Source organism: Algoriella xinjiangensis (genome assembly GCF_900115015.1).
GTDB classification, from domain to species: domain Bacteria; phylum Bacteroidota; class Bacteroidia; order Flavobacteriales; family Weeksellaceae; genus Empedobacter; species Empedobacter xinjiangensis.
Genome location: NZ_FOUZ01000001.1, coordinates 310,387 through 334,826, shown reverse-complemented (window position 1 = coordinate 334,826; position 24,440 = coordinate 310,387). Strand labels below are relative to the sequence as shown.

Here is a 24,440-nt window from a genome sequence, read left to right as displayed (position 1 = left end):
ATTTTAATCTATTTTTAATGTAAGACTTAATTCGTTGATAATAAGTGTTTATTTTATAGATTAATCACAAGATCCTTCGGCTAAAATTGTAATTTTAAATGTTCTACCGCGATCATCTGTAAACGAAGTTTTTTGATTAATAAATTCAGGTTCTTTAAAATGAGAATCATCTAACCATCCACCATTATTCCAATTAATTTTAGTCAAATAATTACTTTCTATAACAACGGGTAGGGTGTAAGTACTATTTTTTTGGGTTTTAGAATTACTGTATTTTATTTCGGCGCAGTAAGTACCATTTAGTTGATTCCCGATAGTTTCTGAAGTATTTGTTTGGCAAGCGATAAGTGTAATAAAGCTAATGAAAAGTGTAAACAGTTTATTCATGTTTTCTTAAAAATATAAAAGGCAATTATTAATAATTATTTTGGATAAAAATACATCAACAAGCAATTTATTTATTACGGTTTCCCGTAAAATGAAAGAATTATCATTCAGAGTAAAACAAGAATTTTTCATTCACAAAAAAATCCCGACCGATAAATCAGCCGAGATTCTAACAATATAATATGGATTGGTTTTTAGTTTAATCCCGCAACAATTTCTCGCCATTGTTCCAATTCAGGAATTCCTGGTTTTCTTTTGCCAAAGAATTGAACGATAATTTCACCTTTGTCATTAAAAACTTCAATTGCAGTAACAATACCATCTTCAGTAGGTTTTCTTACAATCCAAGCTTCGGTAATTTTGCTCATATCCAAATGCATATTAAAATCTGGATCTAAAATATTAAACCAGTTTTCATGCCACATTGTGCGTTTTATTTCGCCCGTATGTATTTGTATATTTCCTTTGTTTCCCGTAAAAACCATGATTGGTGTTTGTGTTTCAGACGCTTGTTCTAACATCGTTACAATTGCATCTTTCTCTATTTTTTTTGCATGATAATCCGTCGGAGCCAAACGTAAAGCTTGTGTACGAGTTACGCCAAATTTACGCAACATCATAAAGAAATCATGTGTATCTTTTAAGTCAATCCACGATTGACGGAAAGCTTCTACATCAATTTCAGTATCTGGTTTTTCGATTGTGTTATTTACAATTTTCTCAGTTTCTGCAACCGTTTTTTGATCAGCATCTTTGTATTTTTCGACTAAAGTATCAAATGCTTCGGTATTACTTTGCGGAACCAAATAGATTTTATGAATTGCTTCTCCATCTTTTCCGAAAAATTGTAAACTCTTGCGTTCGCCATGTTCAGAAGCTTCAACTACAGCGAAAGCAGATTTCCAATGTGTTAAAAAAATACGCATATCAATATCTTCTCCTACAAATAATTGCGCATGTGGAGAAGAAAAATCAGGGTTTAAATAAATACCTTTACGCTCGTGTACACACTCGTTGTTGCGCGTTAAAGCCATTACTTTTCCTAAAGATTCTATTTCTGGTAAAATTGCAGCAAATTCGGGTTTCAATTTTGTTACATTTTCACCTAATTGTGTTGCTAACAATTCCATTTCGCTAACACCAAGATCTTTGGCAGCATTACGAATTCTTATTTTTGGTTGATTTGCTTTCAAATCATTCCATTGTGTTTTTAAATCTGTTGTTGTATTCATTTTGATTGTTTTTTGTCCAAATAAAATAAGCGGTTTTTGGTCGATTGGATTTTGACAAATTGTACAAGGAAACTTGTATATTTTAGAAATTATTTCAGGTTTAAATACTTTTTCTGGTGATGCTTGTAGTACAATTTTCCCTTTATCCATCAAAATAACTTCATCTGCAAATTGCGAAGCCAAATTAAGATCGTGCATCACCAAAATAACCAAATCACCTTTTGCAGTAAATTCTTTTAATATTTCTAACAAATTAAATTGATGTGAAATATCTAAATTATTAAGTGGTTCATCCAATAAAATTAATTTTTGAGGATGATTATTATCCAATTGTGTAAAAACTCGCGCCAAATGAACGCGTTGTTTTTCTCCACCAGATAAATGTTGGTAATCTCTATTTTTTAAATGATTAATATCGGTTTTGTTTAACCAAAAATCAACCGAATTTTTATCTTTTTGTTGTGGTGTATTGCTAAAATAAGGATAACGTCCCATCAGCACAACTTCTTCTACAGTTAGTGGAATATCAGCTGGTTGATGTTGCGAAAATTTTGCTTTGTGTTGAGGTAAATCTTCTTTTTTCCAATTTTTTAGCGCAATATTTTTTAATTGAATTGTATTCTTTTTCGGATCAATTTCATTGGCAATATAACTTAATAGCGACGATTTTCCTGCGCCATTTGGTCCTACAATTGCAATCATTTTTCCGGCATCAGAATCAAACGAAATGTTTTCTAAAATCTTGAATGATTTGTGTTGATAATTTACGTTGTCTACAATTAGCATTACAATGATTTTTTATAATTCATTAATATTGAAATAAAAACTGGCGCGCCCATTAATGACGTTAAAATACCAATCGGAATTTCTGATGGAGCAACCAATGTTCGGCTAATTGTGTCGGCTACAATAACTAATATTGCGCCTAAAAAAGCGGATAATGGTAAAATAATTACATAATTTGATTTGAAAATTAAGCGTAAAATATAAGGAACAATTAGCCCTACAAATCCGATAGTTCCTGTAAAAGAAACAATTGTACCAACTAATAAAGCTGAAAATACAATGATTTGTCTTTTGGTATTTTCTACGTTAATTCCCAAATGTTCGGCATCTTTTTCGCCCAACATCATTGCGTTTAATATTTTTCCTTTTCCAAGTAAAAAATAGAAACTAACAATAATAACAATGCTTAAAATTAAAATTTTGTCCCAGTTAGCACTTGCAATGCTTCCTAATGTCCAAAAAGTTAGGTTACGCAATTCTTCTTCTGTCGATAGATAGGTTAATAATCCTGTGGCGGCGCCGCATAGCGCACTAATGGCTACGCCGGCTAGTAATAAAATTGTAATGTTTGTTTTACTTTGATGAGAAGAAATTTTGTACACAAAAACGGTTGAACACATGGCACCAACAAAGGCCATTAAACTAAGTAATGAATAATGAATAATTGCTGGGACAAAATCTTTAATATATCCTCCTAAAACAATTGTAACAGCAGCAAATAAGATACTTCCAGAGGTTATTCCAATTAAATCTGGTGATGCCAATGGGTTTTTAAAAATTCCTTGTAAACAAGTTCCTGCAACCGCCAAGCCAGCGCCAACTAAAATTGACATTAAAATTCGTGGAATTCTTAATTCAAATAAAACATAAAAATCACTATCATTTATGGCACTTCTATTTGTAAATACGTTATTGATAATTGATAAAATTGAATCATTAAATTGATAAACACCCAAAAATAATGCAACTAAAGCAAAAGCTACGATGGTTAAAGTTAATAAGGAAAGATGTATTCTGATTTGCGGATACATTGTTTTTTATTTTTGTAATAATTGATTTAATTGTGCTGCAGCTTGCCCAACTCTTGGTCCAAAACCAGAAAGTAATGCACCGTCCATTGCAATAATTTTTTTGTTTTTTCCGGCATTTGTAGTGGCTACACCTTCTAATTTTAAAACGCCGTCTACACCACCAATACTTTCTAAACCTTTGTCAAACATCAAGATATAATCAGGATTTCCTTTAACCACAGCTTCTGGTGTTAATGGTTTAAAATCTTCAAATTCTGAAATAGCATTTTCTCCACCAGCAATTGCAATTATTTTTTCCATTGGCGTATTTTTTCCCGCAACCATCAAGTTTCCTGCACCACGCGCATAAATAAACAAGACTTTTGGTTTTGTAGCCAATGGTTTTAGAGCTTTAAGATCAGTATCAATTTTAGTATTGATTGCTTCGTAATCTGTTTTGTGTAATGAAGTCGCAATTGTTTTTACCAATTCTTTCGTTCCTTCTACAGAAAAATCTTGCTTAACGATTTCCACAGAAATTCCTGCATTTTTTAATTGAGCAATTTGTTCTGGGGTTAAATCTTTATCTGTTGCAAAAACTTTTGTTGGTTTCAAAGCCAATAATGCTTCAATAGATAAGCTTCTTACATGTCCTAAATCTTTCGCTTTTTCTTTTACAGACGTAGGATAAGTACTTGTAACATCTACACCAACCAAGTTGTTTTCTTCGCCTAAATCAGCTAAAATCTCAGTAATAGCTCCATTTAGAGAAACAATTTTTTCGTTAGAAATAGCAACTTCAGTTTTATCTGTTGCAACAGTTTCAGCATCTTTATTGTTGCAACTTGCAAGCAAGGCTAAGATTGCTGTAGAGATAAATAATTTTTTCATTTTGTTATTTGTATTAAGTCTAAATTAAAACACAAAGATTAAGAAAAACATTTTCATACGCAACATTATTTAGAATAATTTTAAATAAAATTTTATTGCACATTTTTTACTGAATAATTTCTTGTTCGTTATTATTCTAAAGAAATTTGTAGCGCAACAATTCTTAAGGTTTTAAAAAGGCTTGAACGAATTAATAGTTTAGAAAAAAATGATTTATTTAATAAGTGTAATTATTATATTGATTTTAAGTTTTTTAGGATTTAGTTTTCTGTCTAAAAAGCAAAAGTCAAAACAAGTAATTGTTAAGCGTAATGATGAACAACATATTTCGTATTCTGAAATTGTAGATAATTTGGAAAGACAAGAAGTAGAGAAAGATTTGTCTTCGCTCTATGATTTTGAGATTTCATCTATTACTCAAAATAAAGCAGTTTTGGATATTTTGATTACGTTTATCAATCATTCGGACAAAACGACGCGAGTAGATTTAGTGAAAATGAATTACTTTTCTCAGGCAACAAATCAAAAAATGGAAGCGAATGTTACATTTTATGGTGAACTGAACATGGGGACAAATGATATTTTATTGAAGAACACAATTTTACCTCATTCAACATTAATTCGTAACATATTTTTCTTTAATTCAGCGATTAAAACATATTCAATGCAAGATTTTGTTGAGATAGAAGTAAAGTTTAATGAAGAACTTTTTGTCTTGAAAAAATATCTTTATCAAGCAGATTTAAAGCAAGTTAAAATTGTTTTGTAAGATAATATTTTAGATTTTATCATTCATAAAATAATTCTCTTCCACTAAAATTCGTCTTTTTTAATAGTTCTTCCTAATTTTGCAAACGAGAATTTAAAGAATATGAGAAATATAAAATTATTGATAGGAGGTATGATGCTTGTAGGTTTTTCTGCTTGTCAAACTCAACAAGTCGTAAAAGCGCCACAAGAGAACGTTACGCCGTATCAAAATTTACAAGTTAGAGGAAAGATTTATGCAGCTTTTTACCAGCAACATGCGGCAGAATACCAAGCATTGTCTTTGCAAGCTTACAATATTGCAAAATTACGTTTAGATGAAGCAATTGCAACAAAAGGAAATAAACCTTTGGCGATTGTAACAGATATTGACGAAACTTTTTTAGATAACTCGTATTATGCAGTAGAAATGGCGAAAAAAGGAAAGGTTTGGACACAAGATTCTTGGGCAAATTGGACTGAAAAAGGTGTAGCAACGCCATTATCTGGTGCGTTAGATTTCTTTAATTACGCAGCAAGTAAAGGAGTTACAATTTTTTACATCACAAATAGAAACGAAGTTGAAAGAAAAGGAACAGTTGCTAATTTAGAAAAGTATAATTTTCCGATTCAAAATTCGAATAATATTATTTTTAGAACAGCAGAAAGTAGCAAAGAAAATCGTCGATTGAATGTTTCAAAAGACTATGAAATTGCATTGCTTTTGGGTGATAGTTTAACTGATTTTTCTTCTGCTTTTGATAATCATAAATCAGAAAAAGAAAGAGCTGAAGCTGTAAAAAAATTGGGAACTGAGTTTGGTAAAAAGTTTATTATTTTACCTAATGTTGGTTACGGAGATTGGGAATCTGCAGTGTTTGATTATAAATATGATTTGACGCAAGAACAGCGCGATTCTATTTTATACGAAGTAACAAAAGAAATGCCTACAATAAAATAATATAACTGAAAGCCAAAATATTAGAAGATATTTTGGCTTTTTTTTAACCTCTTTTCTAGCTTAATTAATGAAATTATAGATTCTTAAGTTTTGCTTAAATTATCTCGTTTGCCAAACTAATTTTATAAGTAGAACTTACCTTTACATTGTATAGTTTAATAAAAATATAATGGTAATCAATATTTTTCTTTTATTTATTGGCGCAATTTTAGCTTTTTGGATTAGTGCAATTTGTGGTGGTGGAGCAAGTTTGATTTTAATTCCGATTTTAAACTTAATTATTCCAACTTCTCTTGTTCCATTTTCGTTAACAGTCGGAACACTTACAAGTTCGGCTTCAAGAATTGTTGCTTTTCGAAAATCAGTACATTGGAAAATCTTTTTTTGGTTCGTTCCATTTTCTATTCCAGCCGTATTATTAGGCGCTTATTTAATAAAATATATCAATCCAATTTATCTGCAATTAATTGTTGCTGTTTTATTGGTTTCAAATGTTCCGCAGTTATTTTTGAATAAAAAAGAGCAAGATAAAGAAGAGAAACCTTCGCCAAAATATGTTTTGGCAATTATTGGTTTTTTAGCTGGATTTGTTTCTGGAATTACAGGAGCAATTGGTTTATTGTTTAATCGATTTTACTTAAAATATGGGTTAACAAAAGAAGAAATTATTGCTACGCGCGCAGCCAACGAAATTATTTTACATTTAATCAAACTTATTATCTATATTATTTTAGGATTATATTCTAAAAATGCCTTGTTGTTAGGTATAACAATTGCAGTGGCTTCCGTGGTTTCGGCATATACAGTGAAGTATATTTTACCATTTATGAGCGATTTTTTATTCCGAAAAATAGGGTATGGTGCAATGGTAATTTCTGGCGTTGTTTTATTGATAAGTAGTTCCGAAAAAATTATTAATCAAGATAAAGTACAATTGTATACGGTTGCAAAAGGTGATAAAAATGAAACAACTTTAAAATGGCGAAATAGCGATTTGGTTTTAGAATATGCTTTGGATGATGGTTTAGAGATAGAACGACCAATTAATCCATCTGAATTACCTAAAAATTTAGCACAAAAATACAATCAACTTTTACCAAAATACGATGACATTCATTTAGAAAAAGTATTTAAAATTGGCGAAGAAGGTTATGAGTTTTATTGTATTAAAGATAAAAAACTAACCAAATTCGAGTTTTAATCAATGATTCTAAATTGTTTCATTAAGAAAATAGCATTCATCATTTTGGTTGTGCCTTTACGCAATTTATAATCAGATAAATAGTTGTCATCTATATTTTTAAGCTCAAAACAATAGTTAATAATATGAGCAGGAAACTCGTTTTCTAACTTTGTTAATTCTAAATCGTGTGTTGCTATAAAACCAACCAATTGAGTTGGCATATTCATTAATTTTACCAAAAATTTTTGCGAACCAATTAATTTATCTTCTGAATTTGTTCCTTTTAAAATTTCATCTAAAATAATATAATGTGGAATTTCTGTTTCTAAACGATCAATCAAAATCTTTAATTTATTGATTTCATTTTTGAAATATGAATCACCAGACGACAAATTATCGACCGTTCTAATACTCGTAAAAAGATTCATTGGATAGAAAAACATTTCGTCCGCACTTACATTTGCACCATTCATCGCCAAAACTAAATTCGTACCAACAGTGCGCAAAAATGTACTTTTTCCAGCCATATTTGCACCAGTAATAATGGCAATATTATTTGGTCTATTGGTCTCAAAATTATTTTTTACAGCAATAGATTCCTCTAATAATGGATGGTATGAGTTTTTGAGATTTAATTGATATGGTTCATCAGAAATTAATGGCGTAGTAAAACTTGAAAATTTATCATTAAAAATCGCAAATGATACAAACGCCTCTAACGTTGCAAATTGTTGCAACCAAGGTTCTATTTTATGAACAGTTTTTTGAACTTCATTTTCAAATTGAATCGAATAATACAAACGCCATAAAAATAAATTATTCAAGACAAAACCTATAATCGGAAAACTAAAAGCATCTAAAGTTTCTTTGCTCGATGAAATTGTTTTTATTAAGTGTGATGCTTTTTTATTGTCCGTTATAAATGCTTTTTTAATGGTTTGATTAAGTTCCGCTTGAAAATCTTCTTCTTCAATATGATGAAAAATTTCGTTCAAATTACCTAATTCATCTGCTTTCATATTTGTATAAGCCGAAACTTTAGCCAATTGATTTCTGAAAATAAAATTGACAATACTTGCTAAAGCAACAGCGCTAACCAGCCAATAAAAAACATCTTGTTTTGGGAAACCATTAAACGCTAAATAAATAAAAATCCCGATATTTATAACTGTAAAAATGATTGGAATAAACCGAATCGATTGATTCTCAAAAACTCTATTTTCGTATTTAAAAATAGCTGATTGATTCATGTTTAATCGTTTAGAAAACGTTAAAAACTTTACAATCCATTCATGTTTTAGACTTAATTCTTTAAAAGCTTCTTGTCTTTTTATGATTTCATTTTTGGATAAAAGTAAATTTGATAAATATGTTTTTAACTGATTATTTCCTAATCGGGTTTGTGTTTTATTGATGCGATTAAACAACGAATTTCCTTCGAGTATATCTAAATCTTTGTTGTAAACATTGTCAAATTCCGTGTTATCAGCTTCATAATCATCATTTCGATCATTTATGTATAATTGCGAAATTATGGTCAACGCTTGTTTTGTATAATCAAATTCTGAAGATGTTTTAGAAGAAATAACGACTAAAATAATTAAAGCAATAAAAAATATACCAGCGATTGCTAAAGATAAAAAATGATCTTTTGTTGCATAAATTACAAAGAAAATAACGGCAATTACAAAGCACACTAAACGTATGTTGCTTAATTTGTTTTTCTTGTTTTTTAAAATGGCTAATTCTTGTTGTAATCTGGCTTCAATTTGATTATAATTTTTCATCTAAAAAATCTTTATGAAGCGTAAATGTAAGTATTTATGTTTTGTTGTAAAAAAACAAAAGAGAGCTTTTAAAAACTCTCTTGTGTTAAAATAACCTAACCTAACTAACTATATGTGATGAGTTATAAAGTAATAACTCATTTTTTATCTTATTAATGGTACAAATTTACAACTAGATTTTTTGTTTTAAATTGATGTATATCAATTAATAAAACTTTAACATTTAGTCTTTTTTCACGAAATTAAAGGTTCTTTTATTTTGAATCATTTGCATTGTTTTTCCATCTTCAGAAAAAGTTATTTCGATTTTGGCAGGTGCAAATGTAAAATTTGTTTGATTATTAGCCGTCAACGGAAAGGGTTGTTGTCCGTCTCCTTGCGCCATCAACGTATTATTTTCTACAAAAAACTTAAGCCCAATCGGAATATCGTTAGACGAATATGTATTGGTATATTTTGCAAGTGTTTTTGCATCAATTTCCGCTGAAATTACTTTCTTCGGATAATTTATTTTTAGATTATGTGTTGCATTAAACAAATTATTTTTGATAACAGGAAGATGTGTTTCATTAGAATTTTGCGTCACAGCATAACAAAATTTTGTAGCTTCAAAACAAAAAGCATACGACATAAAAGCATCAATTGCACCATTATGACCAATTCCAATTTCGTTATTAATTTTATCATTAAACAAACCAAATCCATGTGTTTCTTTTATCGTTTTCATTTGCGAAACTGTTGTTGGTTTTAAAATTTTACCGTTTAATAATGCATTCATAAACGTATTTAAATCTGTTGGCGTCGAAACAAGAAATCCTGCTCCTAACGGAATCGTCATAGATGTTTCTGGTTGTAGAATGTATTTATTATTTAGATATTCGTATGATTTTGCTTCATTATTTGTGTCAGAAATTTTGCCTCCAATTTTTGTATTTGTAAGTTTTAATGGATTGATAATATATTTCTGAAGTAAATCTTCGTATTTCGTTTTGCTAGCATCTTCCAAAATAAATGTCAATAAAATATAATTGGTATTAGAATATGCTTCTTTTGTATTTGGTTCAAAATCTGATGATAAAGCCTTAATTTTTTCTAACATTTCTGGCTTTGAAATGTCTTTTAAATACCATTCTAAATATGAAGGTGTTGCTGTGATATTCTGAATTCCACTGCTATGTTGCAATAAATTTTGGATAGTTATTTTATCCGAATTTGCAATATTTGGGTAAAATTTAGCAAGTTTTGTATTTAATGTAAGTTTACCATCTTCAATCAATTTCATAATTAAAGTTGCGGTAAAAGTTTTGGAAATAGAACCGATACGAAACTTAGTTTGTGCATTGTTTGGTAAATTGTTTTCATAATCGCGATTGCCGTAACTATTAACATATATTTCTTTTCCATCTTTAAAAATAGAAACGCTTCCTGCACCAATTTTTTCTTTGTTCATGTAAGTAAATAAACTATCCAAAGCAGGTTTATTCAATTCTTGCGCAAATAGGAGTGAACCAACTGTACAAAATGTTGTCAATAATAATTTTCTCATATAGTTTGTGGTATTAATAGTGTTAAAATTGTGGTTGATATAATTATAAATAAAATGGTTGCGATAAATGCAAAAGTTTGTGGAATGGTCTTGAGATTTGTTACAGTTTTGAAGCCTATGTAGAGGTAATAAAACATCAAACAAATAAAAAATATGGCTATAAATGCAACAATTACGATGACAATCATAGTTGATGATTCTTGTAAAACAGCCAAATTATTTGACATAACGCCTGCAGTAACTTTGTCTAATTTATTGTTGATGATAGGAATAAAATTGGTTATAAAGACGATATAATAAGCGATTCTCGAAATTAAAACGACATTTACAATATCAATAAAACGTGTTCGTTTATTAATGATTTTTCCCAAAATAAATAAACACAGAATTGCAATTGCAATGTTTCGTGTATTTTGATACAATAAATCTAAAAAAGTAAAATTTATTCCGCCTTTTTTTATGCTCAAAAAATCAGGAAAGTTAGAATTTGTAAGTTTTGCAATATATGTAAAAAAGATGTGAGCTAAAATTCCGATAATTAACAAGATCTTGTCATTAAAATAAGCAAATGGATTGAGTAATTTTTTAATCATTTTTTAGCGTATTTATAGTGTTAATTAATTCGTTTGGCTCGTTGCAACTAATCAGATATTTTGCATTTTCTAGTTCTATTGCAACAAGTTTTGTACGATCTTTTATATTGCATCTATAATTATCCATCGATATTCCGATAAGTCCATAAATGCCTCTTGCGCCAATAATCATCAAGTTATTTTGTGATTTTCTCGAAATACTTTTAATCTTATTTATAGGAATAGTAGTTGTATTTATTTTTGAAACGATATAAATATTATTCAAGTCTACTTTAACTTTGTTCAAAGAGAAAAGATAACAACCAACAATTACAGAAATTACTGTTCCCCAATAAATAAGTAAAGTTCTATTTAAATTAGGTTCATTATACGTCATATATAATCCAACGCTAATCAATAAAAATATTAATAGGATTGTAGTTATTTTAAAAAATAGCGACATCGAAACTAGAAATTCTTTATTCATCAGAAATAGTTTTTATTTTAGTAATTAAATCATCTACTTTATTTCGCATCGTTGGATAGCTAACATCCATTTGTTTCGCCATATCTTTCAGACTTCCACTGCTTAAGAAAAATTGCATAATAAATTCTTGTTCTTCTGCAGATAGTTTTAAAAACAATGGCAATTGATAATTTCCGACAACTTGTGTTTCGCAATTGTTGCAAATTAATTTTTCTACAGCCAATTCATTTTCACAACTTGGACAAGAAACGGGTAATTTTTTAATCATTTTTAAATTAAGTTAAACTATTATTTAATATAAGTTAAAAATATTTTTAATTAAATCAAATATAAAATTCTAATTTTTTCAATTTTATTTTTATTGATACATTTGCAACCTAACATTTTAGACAAATGAATTTAAAGAAATTAGCCCTTGCTGCGCTTGCAATTGGGACAACTGCATATATTGTTAATCATAATAAGAAGAATGTAAAGTACAAGCCTGCTCAAAATTTTGATTTAGGAGGATTTTTAGGACGTTGGTACGAAATTGCGCGTTTAGAGAATAAAGTGCAAAAAAATCAAACGAATGTTACGCATCGTTTTAGTTTGAATGAAGAAAAAGGTACGTTAGAAATTATTGTACGTGGTTTTGATGCAAAGAAAAAAGGTTGGGATAAAACAGAAGGAATAGGGAAGCAGGAAATAGAAAATGTAGGAAAATTGTCGACAACATTTTTGCCAATTTTTGCGAAACAATTGTATATTATTGATTTTGATAAAGACTATAATAATGCATTGGTTGCGAGTGAAGATTATAAATTTTTGTGGATATTATCGCGCAAAAAAGAAATTTCAGAGAAAGTAAAAGCTCGTTTTTTAGACTCAGCAAAAAAAGTAGGCTTTGATACAAATAAGTTAATTTGGCCTTCTCAAGTTACAATCGGAAAATAGAAAAAGTAATATAAAGACATAAAAAAAGCTCGAGAATTTCTCGAGCTTTTTTGTTATAATAAGATTTTTATTTTACTTGTTTTTTCTCCCAATCAATAGGAAAATCACAGTTTTTGTATGCATCTCCAATTTTTATAAACGCATCACCAACTTGACGTTTTACCCAATCAAGTAATAATGTACGCTCTTTGTCTTGCACTGCAAATTTCTGAATACGGTAATAATCGTCTTCGTAATTAATTTTGTGTGCAGGATAAAATTTGTCAACTTTTAAAAGACGTAATGCTTTTCTGTTTTCAAAATCATCTTCAAAAACACTAGATAAATCACCTTCATTTAAACCAGAAACAGCTGTAAACATTCCTAATGGTAAAGCCATTTTTTCGAAACGATCTTCTCCTGAATTAGGATTTGTTAAGTTACCTGAATTAAATTTTGTGTATTTATCATCAGAAAATCTAAGCGCTGCATCTTTAAAAGTCATTTTATTATCACCAATTAAAACACGAATAGAATCTAATTTATTAGTTGCCGCTTTTATCTCTTCTTCTGTTGGTTTCAACGAAATTAAGATGTGACGTAAATCTAATTCTTGTCCTCTACGTTTTTCTAATTTAACGATATGATAACCAAAATCTGTTTTAAATGGCTCAGAAATTTCACCTTCTTGTAAGTTAAATGCAACTGCATCAAACTCTTTTACCATTTTTCCACGACTTACTTTTTTGTATTCACCACCGTTATTAGACGAACCTGGATCTTCTGAATATAAAATTGCTTTTGTTGCAAATGATGCACCTTCTTCAATTTCTTTTTTGATCTCTTTTAATTGATCAATAATTTTTTGTTGATTTTCTTGCGAAACTTCAGGATAAAGAACAATATGACTTAAAGATAATTCGTCTTTTACATCAGGTAATTCACCTTGGTGTTTTTCAAAAAACAAACGAACTTCTTCTGGTGTAGCATCAGCTCCTTTCACAACCATTGTACGTTTTTCACGCGCATAGATGTTATCTTCTACTAAATAACGTGTTTCGTTTTTCATTTCCGCCATTGTACGGAAACCAAAAAAGTCTAAAATTTGCTTTTCACTACCAGCTTGTGCAATCCATCCATCAACTTGAGAATTTAATTGACGTGTTACTTCATCTTGCGTTACTTTAATTAAAGTATCTTGTCTTGCACGATCCACTAACATTTTGTCAAGCATCATATCATTTAAAAAATCACATTTATCTTCTGTCTTAATACCTTGTTGTTTAGACATTAAAAAATCACGATCAACATCCGATTCTAAAACAATTTGATCACCAATTACAGCAGCAATACCATCTACCTTTGCAAGACGTGTTGGTTTTGTTTGTGCAGTTTGCGCAAAAGTATTTACAGTAAATAATGTTGCAATTAACAACACCAAACTCGTTTTAAATTTCATATACTTTAATTTCATTTTTGATATTCTAAGCATCGATTTTTTTATTACCGATGAGCAAATTTAACTTTTTTTGTTAAAGTCTGCGATATTTTAATTTCCTTTAACAAAAGAATTGATTTTTTAGTTTATTGTTAAGACTAAATTAAACCAAATGTTCTTAGCGAAACATTCCAAGCAGATTCAAAATCAAATAAATTTAAACCATGCTTTTCTTTGTGTTCGTTTGCAAAACTAATTAATTTTTCGGTAGGCATATTACCAACCATTTCACTTTTTGCCATAGGACAACCGCCTAAACCTTTTATCGCACCGTCAAAACGTCTACAACCATTGTCATAAGCCGCTTTTACTTTTGTATGCCAATCCGAATAAACGGTATGAAAATGCGCGCCAAACTCGATTTCTGGATAATGAGGAATTAGATTTTGAAACAAATCAACAATTGTTTTTTCGTCTGCAACACCTATTGTATCAGATAAATTGATTGATGTAATACCAATATCCGCAAATCGTTGTGACCATTCTTTCACAATTTCTTCATTCCATTCTTCACCATACGGATTTCCAAACGCCATTGATAGATAAATTAACATATGTTTACCACTATCATTGGTAATTTGATTAATTTCTTTAACCAATTCAAAAGCTTCTTCTCGGCTTTTGTTTGTGTTATATTGTTGAAAATTTTCTGAAATAGAGAAAGGAAAACCTACAATATCTACTTTTTCGTGCTCAGTTGCTTTTATAGCACCGCTACGATTTGCAACAACAACAGATAATTTTGATTTAGATGTACTTTTATCAATATTATCCAACACTTCTTGGGTATCCGCCATTTGCGGAATGGCTTTAGGTGATACAAAGCTTCCACAGTCAATTGCCTCAAATCCTACTGTTAACAAACGATTTAAATAATCTATTTTAGCATCAGTTGGTATAAAATCTTTACGACCTTGCATGGCATCACGCGGACATTCAATGATCTTAAAAGTTACTTCACTCATTTTTTTGGTTTAATTTGCGCTTTAAAGGTAGATAATTTACTAATTTTGACAAAAATTAAAACGCAATGCAAACAGAATGGAGAGAAAAGTTGGTTAACCGCTTTTTAAAATATGTTAGTGTTTACACAGAAAGTGAAGCTTTTTTAGATAAATTTCCAAGTACAGATCGTCAATGGGATTTAGCAAATTATTTGGTTGAAGAATTAAAACAAATTGGTTTAGAAGATGTTTCTATTGACGAAAACGGATATGTTTTTGGATATGTACCGTCTACTGTAGCGCACGAAGTACCTACAATTGGGTTCGTTTCGCACATGGATACATCGCCAGATTATACAGCAGAAAATGTAAAACCTCAAATTTGGGAAAATTATGATGGTGGAGATATCAAGTTAAACGAAAGCATGATTTTATCGCCTTCAGAATTTCCAGAATTAGCTCAATATAAAGGTCAAACGATCATCACAACTGATGGTACAACTTTATTAGGTGCTGATGATAAAGCGGGTGTTGCAGAAATTGTAACAGCAGCAGAATATTTAATCGCACATCCAGAAATTAAACATGGTCGTATTGCAATTGGATTTACTCCAGATGAAGAAGTAGGTCGTGGAGCAGATTTCTTTAATGTAGAGAAATTTGGAGCAGAATGGGCGTATACAATGGATGGTTCTGAGATTGGAGAATTAGAGTACGAAAACTTTAATGCTGCATCTGGAATTGTTACTTTTAAAGGTAAATCTGTGCATCCAGGTTATGCAAAAAATAAAATGATTAACGCTGCTAATTTAGCGATGGAATTTGCTGCACAATTTCCAAGTGATGAAGTACCTGAATTAACGGACAACCGCGAAGGTTTTTTTCATTTAGCAAAAATGTCAGGTTCTGTAAGCGAAGCAAAATTAGTTTACATTATTCGTGATCATGATATGGAGCAATATGAAGCGCGTAAAGCTTTATTTTTACAAATTGCAGAAGATATACAAGAGCGTTTTGATCACGAAGTAGTTACGGCTACGGTTACGGATCAGTATTTTAACATGATTGAAAAAGTTCAAGAAAAATTTCAATCAGTAGAAATCGCAGAACAAGCACTTAAAGATTGTGGTGTTACACCAAACATCAAACCAATTCGTGGTGGTACAGACGGTGCACGTTTATCTTTTATGGGATTACCTTGTCCAAATATCTTTGCTGGTGGACATAATTTCCACGGACCATATGAGTATGTTCCTGTAGAATCTATGTTAAAAGCAACAGAAGTTATTGTACGTATTGCTGAATTAACAGCTCAAAAATAAGAGAGAATAGTTTTATAAGAACTGTTTTTTAAAGGAGAGTTTTTTTTTTGGTTTGAATTTTGTGTAACTTAATCAAATCAATTAAGAAAACTTTTTTTATGAAAAATATTGTATTAACAGCTATTGCGTTATTTGGAACTCAATTCGCATTTGCCCAAACAGAAAGAAATGTAGGTGATTTTAATTCATTAAAAGTATATGATAAAATCCCAGTTGAATTAGTTGCTTCAAACAAAAACTTGGTTGAAGTAGATGGTGTAAATGCAGCAGATGTTCAGGTTGAGAATAACAATGGCGAGTTAAAAATAAAATTATCAGGAACAAAATTAATGCAAGGTGATGGCGCAACAGTAAAAGTATTTTACAAAAACTTATACGATATACAAGCCAGCCAAGGTTCTAAGATTTTTTCGGATGATGAAGTCGAATCTCAAGCCTTAAACTTAACGTCTAATGAAGGTTCATCAATTAAATTACCAGTTGACACAAAAAAATTAGATGTAAAGATAAATTCGGGTGGTGAAGTTATTTTAACAGGAAAAACAGAATCTCAAACTGTGGTTGCTAATTCGGGTGGAAAATATTATTCTAAAACTTTAAAAGCAGAATATTCTACACTAACTACAAATGCTGGCGGATTTATAGAAGCGACTTCTACATCGTCTGTAGATGCAAAAACAAGAGCAGGTGGAACAATAGATATTTATGGAAATCCAAAACAACGCAATCAGAAAAAAGTTGCTGGTGGACGAATAAATTTTAAATAAAATATAAATCTATAAAAAAAAAACTCAACCAATTGGTTGAGTTTTTTTTATGCTTTACGATAAGCCAATATTTTATCAATACGATTACCGTCTTTGTCAATAATTTCTAAGGTTAAATCGTCTACCGTAATTTTATCGCCAACATTTGGCATAGTGTCTAAATAATGATAAAATAAACCCGAAACGGTTACAAATAAATTCTCAATTTCTTCCTCAATATCAATTCCGAAATATTTTTCGAACTCATAAATAGAAAATTGACCATCTATTAACCACGAACCATCTTCGCGTTCTACAATTTCAAAATCTTCGTTTTGGTTTTCGGGCATTTCGCCAATCAACTCATCCATTATATCGTTTACGGTCACAATACCAGCCGTTGTACCATATTCGTCAATCATTACTGCAACGTGCGAATGCGAGTTTTGCAACTGCTCTAACAACGGATAACAGAACGAATTTTCGTTAACAAAAATTGCTTTTCGTAGAAATTTCTTTAACTGAAAATCTTCTCTACTTGTTCCAAATAAATCTTTTAGGTTGATAAAACCTACAATTTGGTCTAAATTATCTGCCTTACAAACGGGATAAGCCGAATGTTTGTCTTTCTTTATTTTTGAACGAACGGTGTCGTAATCATCCGTCAAGGTTAAATAAACAATCTCAGAACGATGCGTTGCCAACGTATTTACGCGACGATCGCCAAGCTCAAAAACACGTTCTAAAATTTCGTGTTCTTTTTCCTGAATTTCGCCACCTTCGGTACTTTCTTTTATAATATTTTTAATTTCTTCTTCGCTTACCACTTCGCCAGAATTGTCTTTAATTCCGAAAAGTTTCAAAAATGTATCGTTTGTAACCGTCAATAACCAAACAAATGGCGAGGTAATTACAGACAATAATTTCATAGGTTTTGCAACAATTGTAGAAACGGCTTCGGGAAAGCGCATACCCAATCTTTTTGGTAATAATTCGCCAAAAACAATCGAAAAATAAGTAATGATAACCACCATTACAATAGCTGCGGCAGTTTTGGCGTAAGGTGCTATAAATGGTATGTTAGAGAGAAAGTTGGTTAAATCTGTCGTTAATTTATCGCCCGAAAAAACTCCCAATAAAATTCCGATTAGAGTAATTCCGATTTGTACGGTTGATAAAAATCTGTTGGGGTTTTCTGCTAATTCTAATGCTGTTTTTGCACCAGAACTTCCTTTTTTCATTTCATTTTCTAGCTTAAATTTTCTTGACGAAACAAGTGCCATTTCTGACATCGAAAAAATTCCGTTCAACAAAATCAAGACAATTATTATGAGTATCTCCACTTTTATTTTATAATTTTGATAAAAATAAACCAAAATCTAATACCTAGCTTAATGTCTCAATTTAATATTATGAAATTTTCTTATTTAATTATCCTCGCATTTTTTGTCAACATAAGTTGCGCGTTTGGAAATAGCGAACAAATACAAACCGATTCGGATACTATTTATTCTAGTTTTACAACCGCAGAGCTTATTGGTAAAGGAAACCCTGCGGTTGTTGGGAAAGAGTATAAGCTTTTGCCAGAGGTTGCAAAGCAATTTGAGTTGATGAAAACGGAAGCACAAAAAGCAGGTTTTAAAATACATGTGGTGTCTAGTTATCGTAGTTATGCGTATCAAAATGGTATTTGGGAGCGTAAGTATAAATCAAATCAAGCCAAAAAAATTGCGCCAAAACAAAATATAGAAAAGATTATAGAATATTCTACAATTCCGGGAACGTCGCGCCATCATTGGGGAACAGATTTGGATATTATTGATGCAACAAAAGGAATTCCTGGAGATCCGTTAAACGAAAAACATTTTAATGAAGGCGGATCGATGCATAAATTTAAACTTTGGTTAGATGAAAATGCCTCGAAATATGGTTTTTATTTGGTGTATACAAACAATCCGAACCGAAAAGGTTTTAAATATGAACCTTGGCATTTTAGTTACAAACCAATTGCAGAACCAATGTTGCAAGCCTATAAAAAGCTAGATATAAAGAAGGTTTTACAAGAAAATAAATTGTTGGGAAGCGATAATTTTACCGATGATTTTATAGAAAAATACAAGAAAGAAAATATATTGGATATTAATCCAGAAATTAAATAGTTAAAGCTCCTTTTTGGAGCTTTTTTTGTGGTACCTTTAGAATATCAATTTCTAATTTAGACTTATTTAAATATTATTCATGAAGTTACATTTTTTCATAGCCTTATTTTTTAGCATTAATTCTATAATTTTTGCAAAAGATATGATTGTGAAAGATTTTGACGGCGATGGTAAATTTGATAAGATTATGATTGACCATGAAACAAAGAAAATTGTTTTTCTTTTATCTTCTTTAGATTATAAAAAACAGACAAGTTTAGCTTTTTCTGAATTGCCAAAAAGTGCTATTTTAGAGGAAACTAAGAATGGTTTTAAGTTTGAGAATAAAATAGATAATATTGTATTTACAACTTATTTTAGATACAATCGCCAAACAAAAACGATTGATTTAACTGCCCTGAAACGTAAAATTGTTTCGGACGATTATTCGATAGAAAATGGTGAATCTAGCTTTATCACTGCGACACAAGAGTTTATTGGGAAATGGCTTAGTTTAGACAAAAACTCAAATAAAGTTATTTCACTTCCAACGCTAAAAACAAAATTAGATTTGCAACCAATTCTTTTGAATGATTTTAACGATGATTATTTGAAAAAATTCGATCAACAAAGTATGGCTTTTTACAAAGCTGAAATCTCTAAACAGAAATAATTTATTGGTCTAAATCAATTGTTCTAAAGGTTAAATTAACCCGAGGATTTCCAACTTTTTTAGTCGGAGGTAGGCGATGTAGCCAATTATCTTGCGTTGTACCTTTCATCACCAATAAACTTCCGCTGGCTAAATTTAAAGCAACAACTTCTTTTGTTTGCTTGTGTTTAAAAGCAAATTTACGTTCGGCACCAAAACTTAATGACGCAATTGCACCATGACGTTTCAACTGTTTTTCGCCATCGCTGTGCCAAGCCATTCCTTCGGAACCATCGTGATAGAGATTTAACAAACACGAATTGTAAGTTTCTCCAGTTTTTAATTCGGCTAATTGTTTTAATTGCATCAATGTTTTTGTCCAAGGCAACGCCGTTTTTGTGACCTTAGAATAGGTATATGCAAAAGGAATATCGCCGTACCAAGCTATTTTTCGTTTGGTTTCGATTAATTTTCCAAAAATTACGGCTTGATCATTTTTCCAATCAATTTCATTTAAAAGCAACTTATAATACTGATTAGCTTCTTCATGTGTCATAATTTGTCCAAAATAATTGACGATTCCTTCTTTTGGCAAAAGGTTTTCTGTACAATCGTATAAATCATTAAATAAATCCATCTGCTATTTGTTTACTTTTTCTAAAATTTTCTTCCAATCGTTACTTTCGGCAACTTGCTTAATGGTTTGATTTCGTTTAATTAAAAAGTTTTTCATGTACTTTTCTAGAAACAAATTTTCTGCAATTTTACCGAGAAATCCCAAAGGAGCTTCAAATGTAAAAATATCAATCATTTTTGTACCATTTTCTATTTCTTCAAAATGATGTTCGTGTTTCATGCTTTTAAAAGCGCCATTTATCATTTCATCAATAAACAAATAAGGTTGTTGAAATTTGATAATTTTAACTGTTAATGTTTGATAAAACCCAAGATGTTTGGCGCGCCAAGTAACAAATTCATCCAATTCAATCAAACCAGAAACACGTCCTGCAATTGCTTGTTCATTTGTTTCTTTTGTTGATAATTTATGCAAGTCTATACTTCGCGATAAATCAAAAACACGATGAATTGGTGCATTAATATTTGTTTGGAGTTGAATTGATTTCATAACATTAATAATGATAGTTTAAAGATATCTTAAAAATTAGTTAAAATAATTGTGAGAATAATTTGTTACTTTAAAAAAACTTTATATTTTAGTAATGAGTAATTAACACACAAAAAATGGAAAAACTAAATTTTAAACACCCAATTTTCTTCTACCTAATCAGTTTTATTTTAGTTTCAGTTTCAGGATTTCTTAAAATTATGAAGGTAGAATTGGCTGATTCGTTATTAGATGTAACTTTTGCATTATCTGTATTTACATTGGTTATTGTATTAATAAATTATGTAAAGAAAAATGCAAAAAAGAAAGTAGAGTATAAAGTGAATGATTTAGATTTTTAAATAAAATGATGAAACATATTTATTCTATATAAAAAAAGCAACGAATTATTTCGTTGCTTTTTCTGTTAAATACGTTTCGAATTTTAAATTGCTTATTTCGTATGGATCAAATCCTTGGTATAAATTTATTAATAATTGCTTCACCTGAAAATAAGTAAAAAGCGTAGAATAGGACGCTTGTTCCTCATAAACAGGGATTTCTACCAAAAATAAAAAACGATCATATTTTGAAATCTGAACAGTATTTCCATCTTGATTTACCAAACCTATATAACTGCCGTCATAATCGGGTAGGTTATGAAAAATCTCAATAGCTTGCTGCAGGCTACCTTCTAAAGGTATTTCTGTTTCGACGATTAAGTCATCTGCATAATTTTCAAAGAATATTTTCACAGTGCAAAAATAAGAAATTTTAATCTATTTTACAGAATCGCTTTTATTTCATTCAATAATTATTAAATTTACATTCAAATTATGGAAAAAATGAGTTACGACATTATAGTTATTGGAAGTGGTCCTGGTGGATACGTAGCTGCAATTAGAGCAGCACAATTAGGTAAAAAAGTAGCAATCGTAGAAAAAGCTGAGTTAGGAGGAATCTGCCTAAATTGGGGATGTATACCAACAAAAGCTTTGTTAAAATCTGCACAAGTATTTAAATATTTAAATCATGCAGAAGATTTTGGAATAAACTTACCTTCAGATATTTCATTTGAATTCGGAAATGTAGTTTCTCGTAGTAGAGGAGTTGCAGATCGTATGAGCAAAGGTGTTCAGTTCTTAATGAAAAAAAATAAGATTGAAGTTATTCAAGGTGAAGCGAAAGTTTTACCTGGAAAAAAAGTAAAAGTTACTGCTGCAGATGGATCAGTAAACGAATTAGCTTCAGAAAATATTATTATTGCAACAGGAGCTCGCTCTCGCGATTTACCAGCTTTACCACAAGATGGTAAAAAAGTAATTGGTTACCGCGGAGCATTAGCAATGGAAAAACGACCAAAATCTATGATTGTAGTTGGTTCTGGAGCGATTGGAGTAGAGTTTGCACATTTTTATAATACATTAGGAACAGATGTAACTATTGTAGAATATTTACCAAGAGTTGTACCTGTAGAAGACGAAGATATTTCGAAACAATTACAATTATCACTTAAAAAATCGGGTATCAAGATTTTAACAAATGCAGAAGTTACAGGTGTTGATACAACTGGAGACTTAGTAAAAGCAACAATAAAAACAGCAAAAGGAGAAGAAGTTCTTGAAGCTGAAGTTGTTTTATCTGCTGCAGGAGTTGTTCCAAATACAGAAAATATCGGTTTAGAAGAAGTTGGTATTGCAACAGAAAGAGGAAAAATTGTAATTAATGATTTTTGTGAAACTTCTGTAAAAGGTTATTTTGCTATTGGTGATGTTGTAAAAGGTGCTGATTTAGCGCATTTAGCTTCTGCACAAGGAATTTTATGTGTAGAGCATATTGCTGGTGAAAAAGTAGAACCAATTGATTACGGAAATATCCCAGGTTGTACATACTGTTCTCCAGAAATTGCATCTGTAGGTTTAACAGAAGCAAAAGCAAAAGAAGCAGGTTACGAAGTAAAAGTTGGTAAATTTCCTTTCTCTGCAAACGGTAAAGCTGTTGCAAACGGAGCTGCTGATGGATTTGTAAAAGTTGTATTTGATGCTAAATATGGTGAATGGTTAGGTTGTCACATGATTGGTGATGGTGTTACAGAAATGATTGCAGAAGCAGTTGTAGCACGTAAATTAGAAACGACAGGACACGAAATTATGAAATCTGTACATGCACACCCAACAATGGCAGAAGCTATTATGGAGGCTGTAGAAGATGCTTATGGTCATGCAATTCATATTTAAGAAATAGAATTAATTATAAAGAATAACAAAAAAAGCGATTCAATTTTGAATCGCTTTTTTTGTGAATAATGTATATCTATTATTGTGTTTGTGTTTTTTAGCAGTTATGTCCAAGATTAATAAATGGTTAAATAATTTTGCGGAGTTTAAAATGTTTTATAAAATTAAATTTTAATCCTATATTTGTTATTAATAAATTTAAAAATATAAATATGAAAAAATTCTATTCTTTAGTAGCTGTTGCTGCTTTTTCAACTTTATCTTTTGCACAAGGTTCTGAATCTTTTGAAAAACAATCAGTTTTAACTACTAGTTATGCAGATGGTTCTTTTGCAGGAGAAACAGCTGGTGTTAATGTAAGTTTTGTACAATCGAGAAATGAAGGTTTAGGAACTCCTGATGATTCTTCTATTCAAAATTCAAAAGGAATTATGCTAAGAAGATCAGATGAACCAAGTTCAGTTGAATTTACTATTCCTAATGGAGTTGGTGAATTTACATTTTCTTATAGAAAAGCATTTACAGGAGGTAGCATAAGAACTATTGCTGTTTATGTAGATGGTGTACAAGTAAATGCAATTGCTCCATTTGGAGAAGGATCAGGAGCACAAACAACAGTATTTACTTCAACAACTTCAGTTAAAAAGGCTGGTGCAGTAAAAGTTAAAATTTCTTATGCAGGTGGAACTGTAGCTGGTAATAAACAATTTACAGTAGATAATGTAATTTGGACTGCAAATTCATTAGGTTTAGATGATTTAAATGCTTCTAAAGCTGTATTCAGTACAATTTGGAATAACGATGCATTATTTTCTGTTAAAGAAAAATCAACTGTAGAAGTTTATAACATGAACGGACAATTGGTAAAATCTTTTGAAGTTAATGGAGTTCAAAACGTAAATGTTTCTTCTTTAACTAAAGGAACTTATGTAGTTAAAACAACTACAAACGGTAAAACTGCAACTCAAAAAGTAGTTAAGAAATAATTTTAATATTCTTAATAATAACAAAAAAGCGATTCAATTTTGAATCGCTTTTTTTATTAATTATCTAATTTCTGAATTTTAAATCCAGCATCAGTAACCGCTTCTACAACATCATCTTCATCTTCAGTCGTTGTTACAGTTAAAATCTTTTTCTCGTCACTTGTATCAACCTTCCAGTTATCTTCACCAACAACTTCGTCCAAAAATGGTTTAACAGATTTGATACAACTATCACAATTTATATTTGTTTTGAATTTTAATTCTGACATAATTTTACAATTTAGACTCAAATTTATAAAGATTTCATA

The 24,440-nt window shown here is 30.3% G+C and carries 27 protein-coding genes and 1 pseudogene; 11 read left to right on the top strand and 17 right to left on the bottom strand.

What is annotated here, in order from left to right:
* Positions 1-60: 60 nt before the first annotated feature.
* From BM072_RS01510 to BM072_RS01490, 5 genes and pseudogenes are all read right to left on the bottom strand, one after another.
* Complete coding sequence (locus BM072_RS01510; protein WP_092905846.1) at positions 61-387, bottom strand: hypothetical protein; 327 nt, start codon at positions 385-387, stop codon at positions 61-63.
* A gap of 194 nt (positions 388-581) precedes the next feature.
* Positions 582-1,619: a hemin-degrading factor gene (locus tag BM072_RS01505; RefSeq protein WP_092905886.1), complete on the bottom strand. Its 1,038-nt coding sequence runs from the start codon at positions 1,617-1,619 to the stop codon at positions 582-584.
* An 81-nt stretch (positions 1,620-1,700) separates the two neighbouring features.
* Positions 1,701-2,405: pseudogene (locus BM072_RS01500) on the bottom strand (heme ABC transporter ATP-binding protein); the annotation flags it as partial.
* Positions 2,405-3,436, bottom strand: coding sequence for a FecCD family ABC transporter permease (locus BM072_RS01495; protein ID WP_092905844.1), 1,032 nt, complete (start codon positions 3,434-3,436; stop codon positions 2,405-2,407). The pseudogene BM072_RS01500 and the gene BM072_RS01495, both read right to left, overlap by 1 nt.
* A gap of 6 nt (positions 3,437-3,442) precedes the next feature.
* The gene (locus BM072_RS01490) at positions 3,443-4,306 is read right to left on the bottom strand and encodes a heme/hemin ABC transporter substrate-binding protein (protein ID WP_092905842.1); all 864 of its coding nucleotides are present in this window, start codon (positions 4,304-4,306) and stop codon (positions 3,443-3,445) included.
* Between the two features lie 208 nt (positions 4,307-4,514).
* Here BM072_RS01490 and BM072_RS01485 point away from each other — a divergent pair, with 208 nt between their 5' ends.
* The 3 genes from BM072_RS01485 (at position 4,515) to BM072_RS01475 (ending at position 7,215) form a co-directional block, all read left to right on the top strand.
* A complete protein-coding gene (locus tag BM072_RS01485; protein ID WP_092905840.1) occupies positions 4,515-5,075 on the top strand; it encodes a hypothetical protein in 561 nt (186 codons plus the stop codon).
* A gap of 102 nt (positions 5,076-5,177) precedes the next feature.
* On the top strand, positions 5,178-6,014 hold the full coding sequence (locus tag BM072_RS01480) for a 5'-nucleotidase, lipoprotein e(P4) family (RefSeq protein WP_092905838.1): 837 nt from the start codon (positions 5,178-5,180) through the stop codon (positions 6,012-6,014).
* 169 nt (positions 6,015-6,183) lie between these two features.
* Positions 6,184-7,215 carry a sulfite exporter TauE/SafE family protein gene (locus BM072_RS01475; protein ID WP_092905836.1) on the top strand — a complete coding sequence of 344 codons (1,032 nt, stop codon included), beginning with the start codon at positions 6,184-6,186 and terminating at the stop codon, positions 7,213-7,215.
* Here BM072_RS01475 and BM072_RS01470 read toward each other — a convergent pair.
* The 5 genes from BM072_RS01470 to BM072_RS01450 all read right to left on the bottom strand — a co-directional run bounded on the left by BM072_RS01470 (position 7,212) and on the right by BM072_RS01450 (position 11,857).
* Positions 7,212-8,984 (bottom strand): MutS-related protein, encoded by a 1,773-nt coding sequence (locus tag BM072_RS01470; RefSeq protein WP_092905834.1) that lies wholly within the window; start codon positions 8,982-8,984, stop codon positions 7,212-7,214. The genes BM072_RS01475 and BM072_RS01470 overlap by 4 nt on opposite strands.
* A gap of 223 nt (positions 8,985-9,207) precedes the next feature.
* Positions 9,208-10,530 carry a serine hydrolase domain-containing protein gene (locus BM072_RS01465; RefSeq protein WP_092905832.1) on the bottom strand — a complete coding sequence of 441 codons (1,323 nt, stop codon included), beginning with the start codon at positions 10,528-10,530 and terminating at the stop codon, positions 9,208-9,210.
* A complete protein-coding gene (locus tag BM072_RS01460) occupies positions 10,527-11,123 on the bottom strand; it encodes a hypothetical protein (protein WP_092905830.1) in 597 nt (198 codons plus the stop codon). Before BM072_RS01460 ends, BM072_RS01465 begins: the two co-directional genes overlap by 4 nt.
* Positions 11,116-11,589, bottom strand: coding sequence for a PH domain-containing protein (locus BM072_RS01455; protein ID WP_092905828.1), 474 nt, complete (start codon positions 11,587-11,589; stop codon positions 11,116-11,118). Before BM072_RS01455 ends, BM072_RS01460 begins: the two co-directional genes overlap by 8 nt.
* Positions 11,582-11,857: a DUF2089 family protein gene (locus BM072_RS01450; RefSeq protein WP_092905826.1), complete on the bottom strand. Its 276-nt coding sequence runs from the start codon at positions 11,855-11,857 to the stop codon at positions 11,582-11,584. Before BM072_RS01450 ends, BM072_RS01455 begins: the two co-directional genes overlap by 8 nt.
* Positions 11,858-11,982: 125 nt before the next feature.
* Between BM072_RS01450 and BM072_RS01445 the strand changes: the two genes are divergently transcribed.
* Positions 11,983-12,525: a lipocalin family protein gene (locus BM072_RS01445; protein WP_092905824.1), complete on the top strand. Its 543-nt coding sequence runs from the start codon at positions 11,983-11,985 to the stop codon at positions 12,523-12,525.
* A 67-nt stretch (positions 12,526-12,592) separates the two neighbouring features.
* Here BM072_RS01445 and BM072_RS01440 read toward each other — a convergent pair whose 3' ends face one another.
* Together BM072_RS01440 and BM072_RS01435 are read right to left on the bottom strand one after the other, a co-directional pair.
* The gene (locus BM072_RS01440; RefSeq protein ID WP_245752019.1) at positions 12,593-13,963 is read right to left on the bottom strand and encodes a peptidylprolyl isomerase; all 1,371 of its coding nucleotides are present in this window, start codon (positions 13,961-13,963) and stop codon (positions 12,593-12,595) included.
* 137 nt (positions 13,964-14,100) lie between these two features.
* Positions 14,101-14,967, bottom strand: a complete 867-nt coding sequence (locus tag BM072_RS01435; protein ID WP_092905822.1) for a beta/alpha barrel domain-containing protein — start codon at positions 14,965-14,967, stop codon at positions 14,101-14,103.
* A 65-nt stretch (positions 14,968-15,032) separates the two neighbouring features.
* Between BM072_RS01435 and pepT the strand changes: the two genes are divergently transcribed.
* Positions 15,033-16,268 (top strand): peptidase T, encoded by a 1,236-nt coding sequence (gene pepT, locus BM072_RS01430; protein WP_092905820.1) that lies wholly within the window; start codon positions 15,033-15,035, stop codon positions 16,266-16,268.
* A gap of 98 nt (positions 16,269-16,366) precedes the next feature.
* Positions 16,367-17,035 carry a head GIN domain-containing protein gene (locus BM072_RS01425; protein WP_092905818.1) on the top strand — a complete coding sequence of 223 codons (669 nt, stop codon included), beginning with the start codon at positions 16,367-16,369 and terminating at the stop codon, positions 17,033-17,035.
* A 47-nt stretch (positions 17,036-17,082) separates the two neighbouring features.
* Here the strand turns inward: BM072_RS01425 and BM072_RS01420 are convergent, their stop codons facing one another.
* The gene (locus BM072_RS01420; protein WP_177190235.1) at positions 17,083-18,357 is read right to left on the bottom strand and encodes a hemolysin family protein; all 1,275 of its coding nucleotides are present in this window, start codon (positions 18,355-18,357) and stop codon (positions 17,083-17,085) included.
* Between the two features lie 69 nt (positions 18,358-18,426).
* Here BM072_RS01420 and BM072_RS01415 point away from each other — a divergent pair, with 69 nt between their 5' ends.
* Both BM072_RS01415 and BM072_RS01410 read left to right on the top strand, forming a co-directional pair.
* Complete coding sequence (locus BM072_RS01415; RefSeq protein WP_245752018.1) at positions 18,427-19,173, top strand: M15 family metallopeptidase; 747 nt, start codon at positions 18,427-18,429, stop codon at positions 19,171-19,173.
* 148 nt (positions 19,174-19,321) lie between these two features.
* Entirely contained in the window at positions 19,322-19,825 is a 504-nt protein-coding gene (locus tag BM072_RS01410) for a hypothetical protein (RefSeq protein WP_177190234.1), read from the top strand.
* A gap of 1 nt (position 19,826) precedes the next feature.
* On the opposite strand, the gene BM072_RS01405 is transcribed toward BM072_RS01410, so the two are convergent.
* Positions 19,827-20,441, bottom strand: a complete 615-nt coding sequence (locus BM072_RS01405) for an alpha-ketoglutarate-dependent dioxygenase AlkB family protein (RefSeq protein WP_092905809.1) — start codon at positions 20,439-20,441, stop codon at positions 19,827-19,829.
* A gap of 3 nt (positions 20,442-20,444) precedes the next feature.
* Positions 20,445-20,930 carry an SRPBCC family protein gene (locus BM072_RS01400; protein WP_092905807.1) on the bottom strand — a complete coding sequence of 162 codons (486 nt, stop codon included), beginning with the start codon at positions 20,928-20,930 and terminating at the stop codon, positions 20,445-20,447.
* A gap of 116 nt (positions 20,931-21,046) precedes the next feature.
* On the opposite strand from BM072_RS01400, the gene BM072_RS01395 reads away from it, so the two are divergent.
* Positions 21,047-21,271, top strand: a complete 225-nt coding sequence (locus tag BM072_RS01395) for a hypothetical protein (protein ID WP_092905805.1) — start codon at positions 21,047-21,049, stop codon at positions 21,269-21,271.
* A 45-nt stretch (positions 21,272-21,316) separates the two neighbouring features.
* Here the strand turns inward: BM072_RS01395 and BM072_RS01390 are convergent, their stop codons facing one another.
* Positions 21,317-21,664 (bottom strand): hypothetical protein, encoded by a 348-nt coding sequence (locus BM072_RS01390; RefSeq protein ID WP_092905803.1) that lies wholly within the window; start codon positions 21,662-21,664, stop codon positions 21,317-21,319.
* A gap of 90 nt (positions 21,665-21,754) precedes the next feature.
* Here BM072_RS01390 and lpdA point away from each other — a divergent pair, with 90 nt between their 5' ends.
* Positions 21,755-23,146: a dihydrolipoyl dehydrogenase gene (lpdA, locus tag BM072_RS01385; RefSeq protein ID WP_092905882.1), complete on the top strand. Its 1,392-nt coding sequence runs from the start codon at positions 21,755-21,757 to the stop codon at positions 23,144-23,146.
* Positions 23,147-23,358: 212 nt separating this feature from the next.
* A complete protein-coding gene (locus BM072_RS01380; protein WP_092905800.1) occupies positions 23,359-24,132 on the top strand; it encodes a T9SS type A sorting domain-containing protein in 774 nt (257 codons plus the stop codon).
* 56 nt (positions 24,133-24,188) lie between these two features.
* Here BM072_RS01380 and BM072_RS01375 read toward each other — a convergent pair whose 3' ends face one another.
* The gene (locus BM072_RS01375) at positions 24,189-24,401 is read right to left on the bottom strand and encodes a heavy-metal-associated domain-containing protein (RefSeq protein ID WP_092905798.1); all 213 of its coding nucleotides are present in this window, start codon (positions 24,399-24,401) and stop codon (positions 24,189-24,191) included.
* Positions 24,402-24,440: the final 39 nt, after the last annotated feature.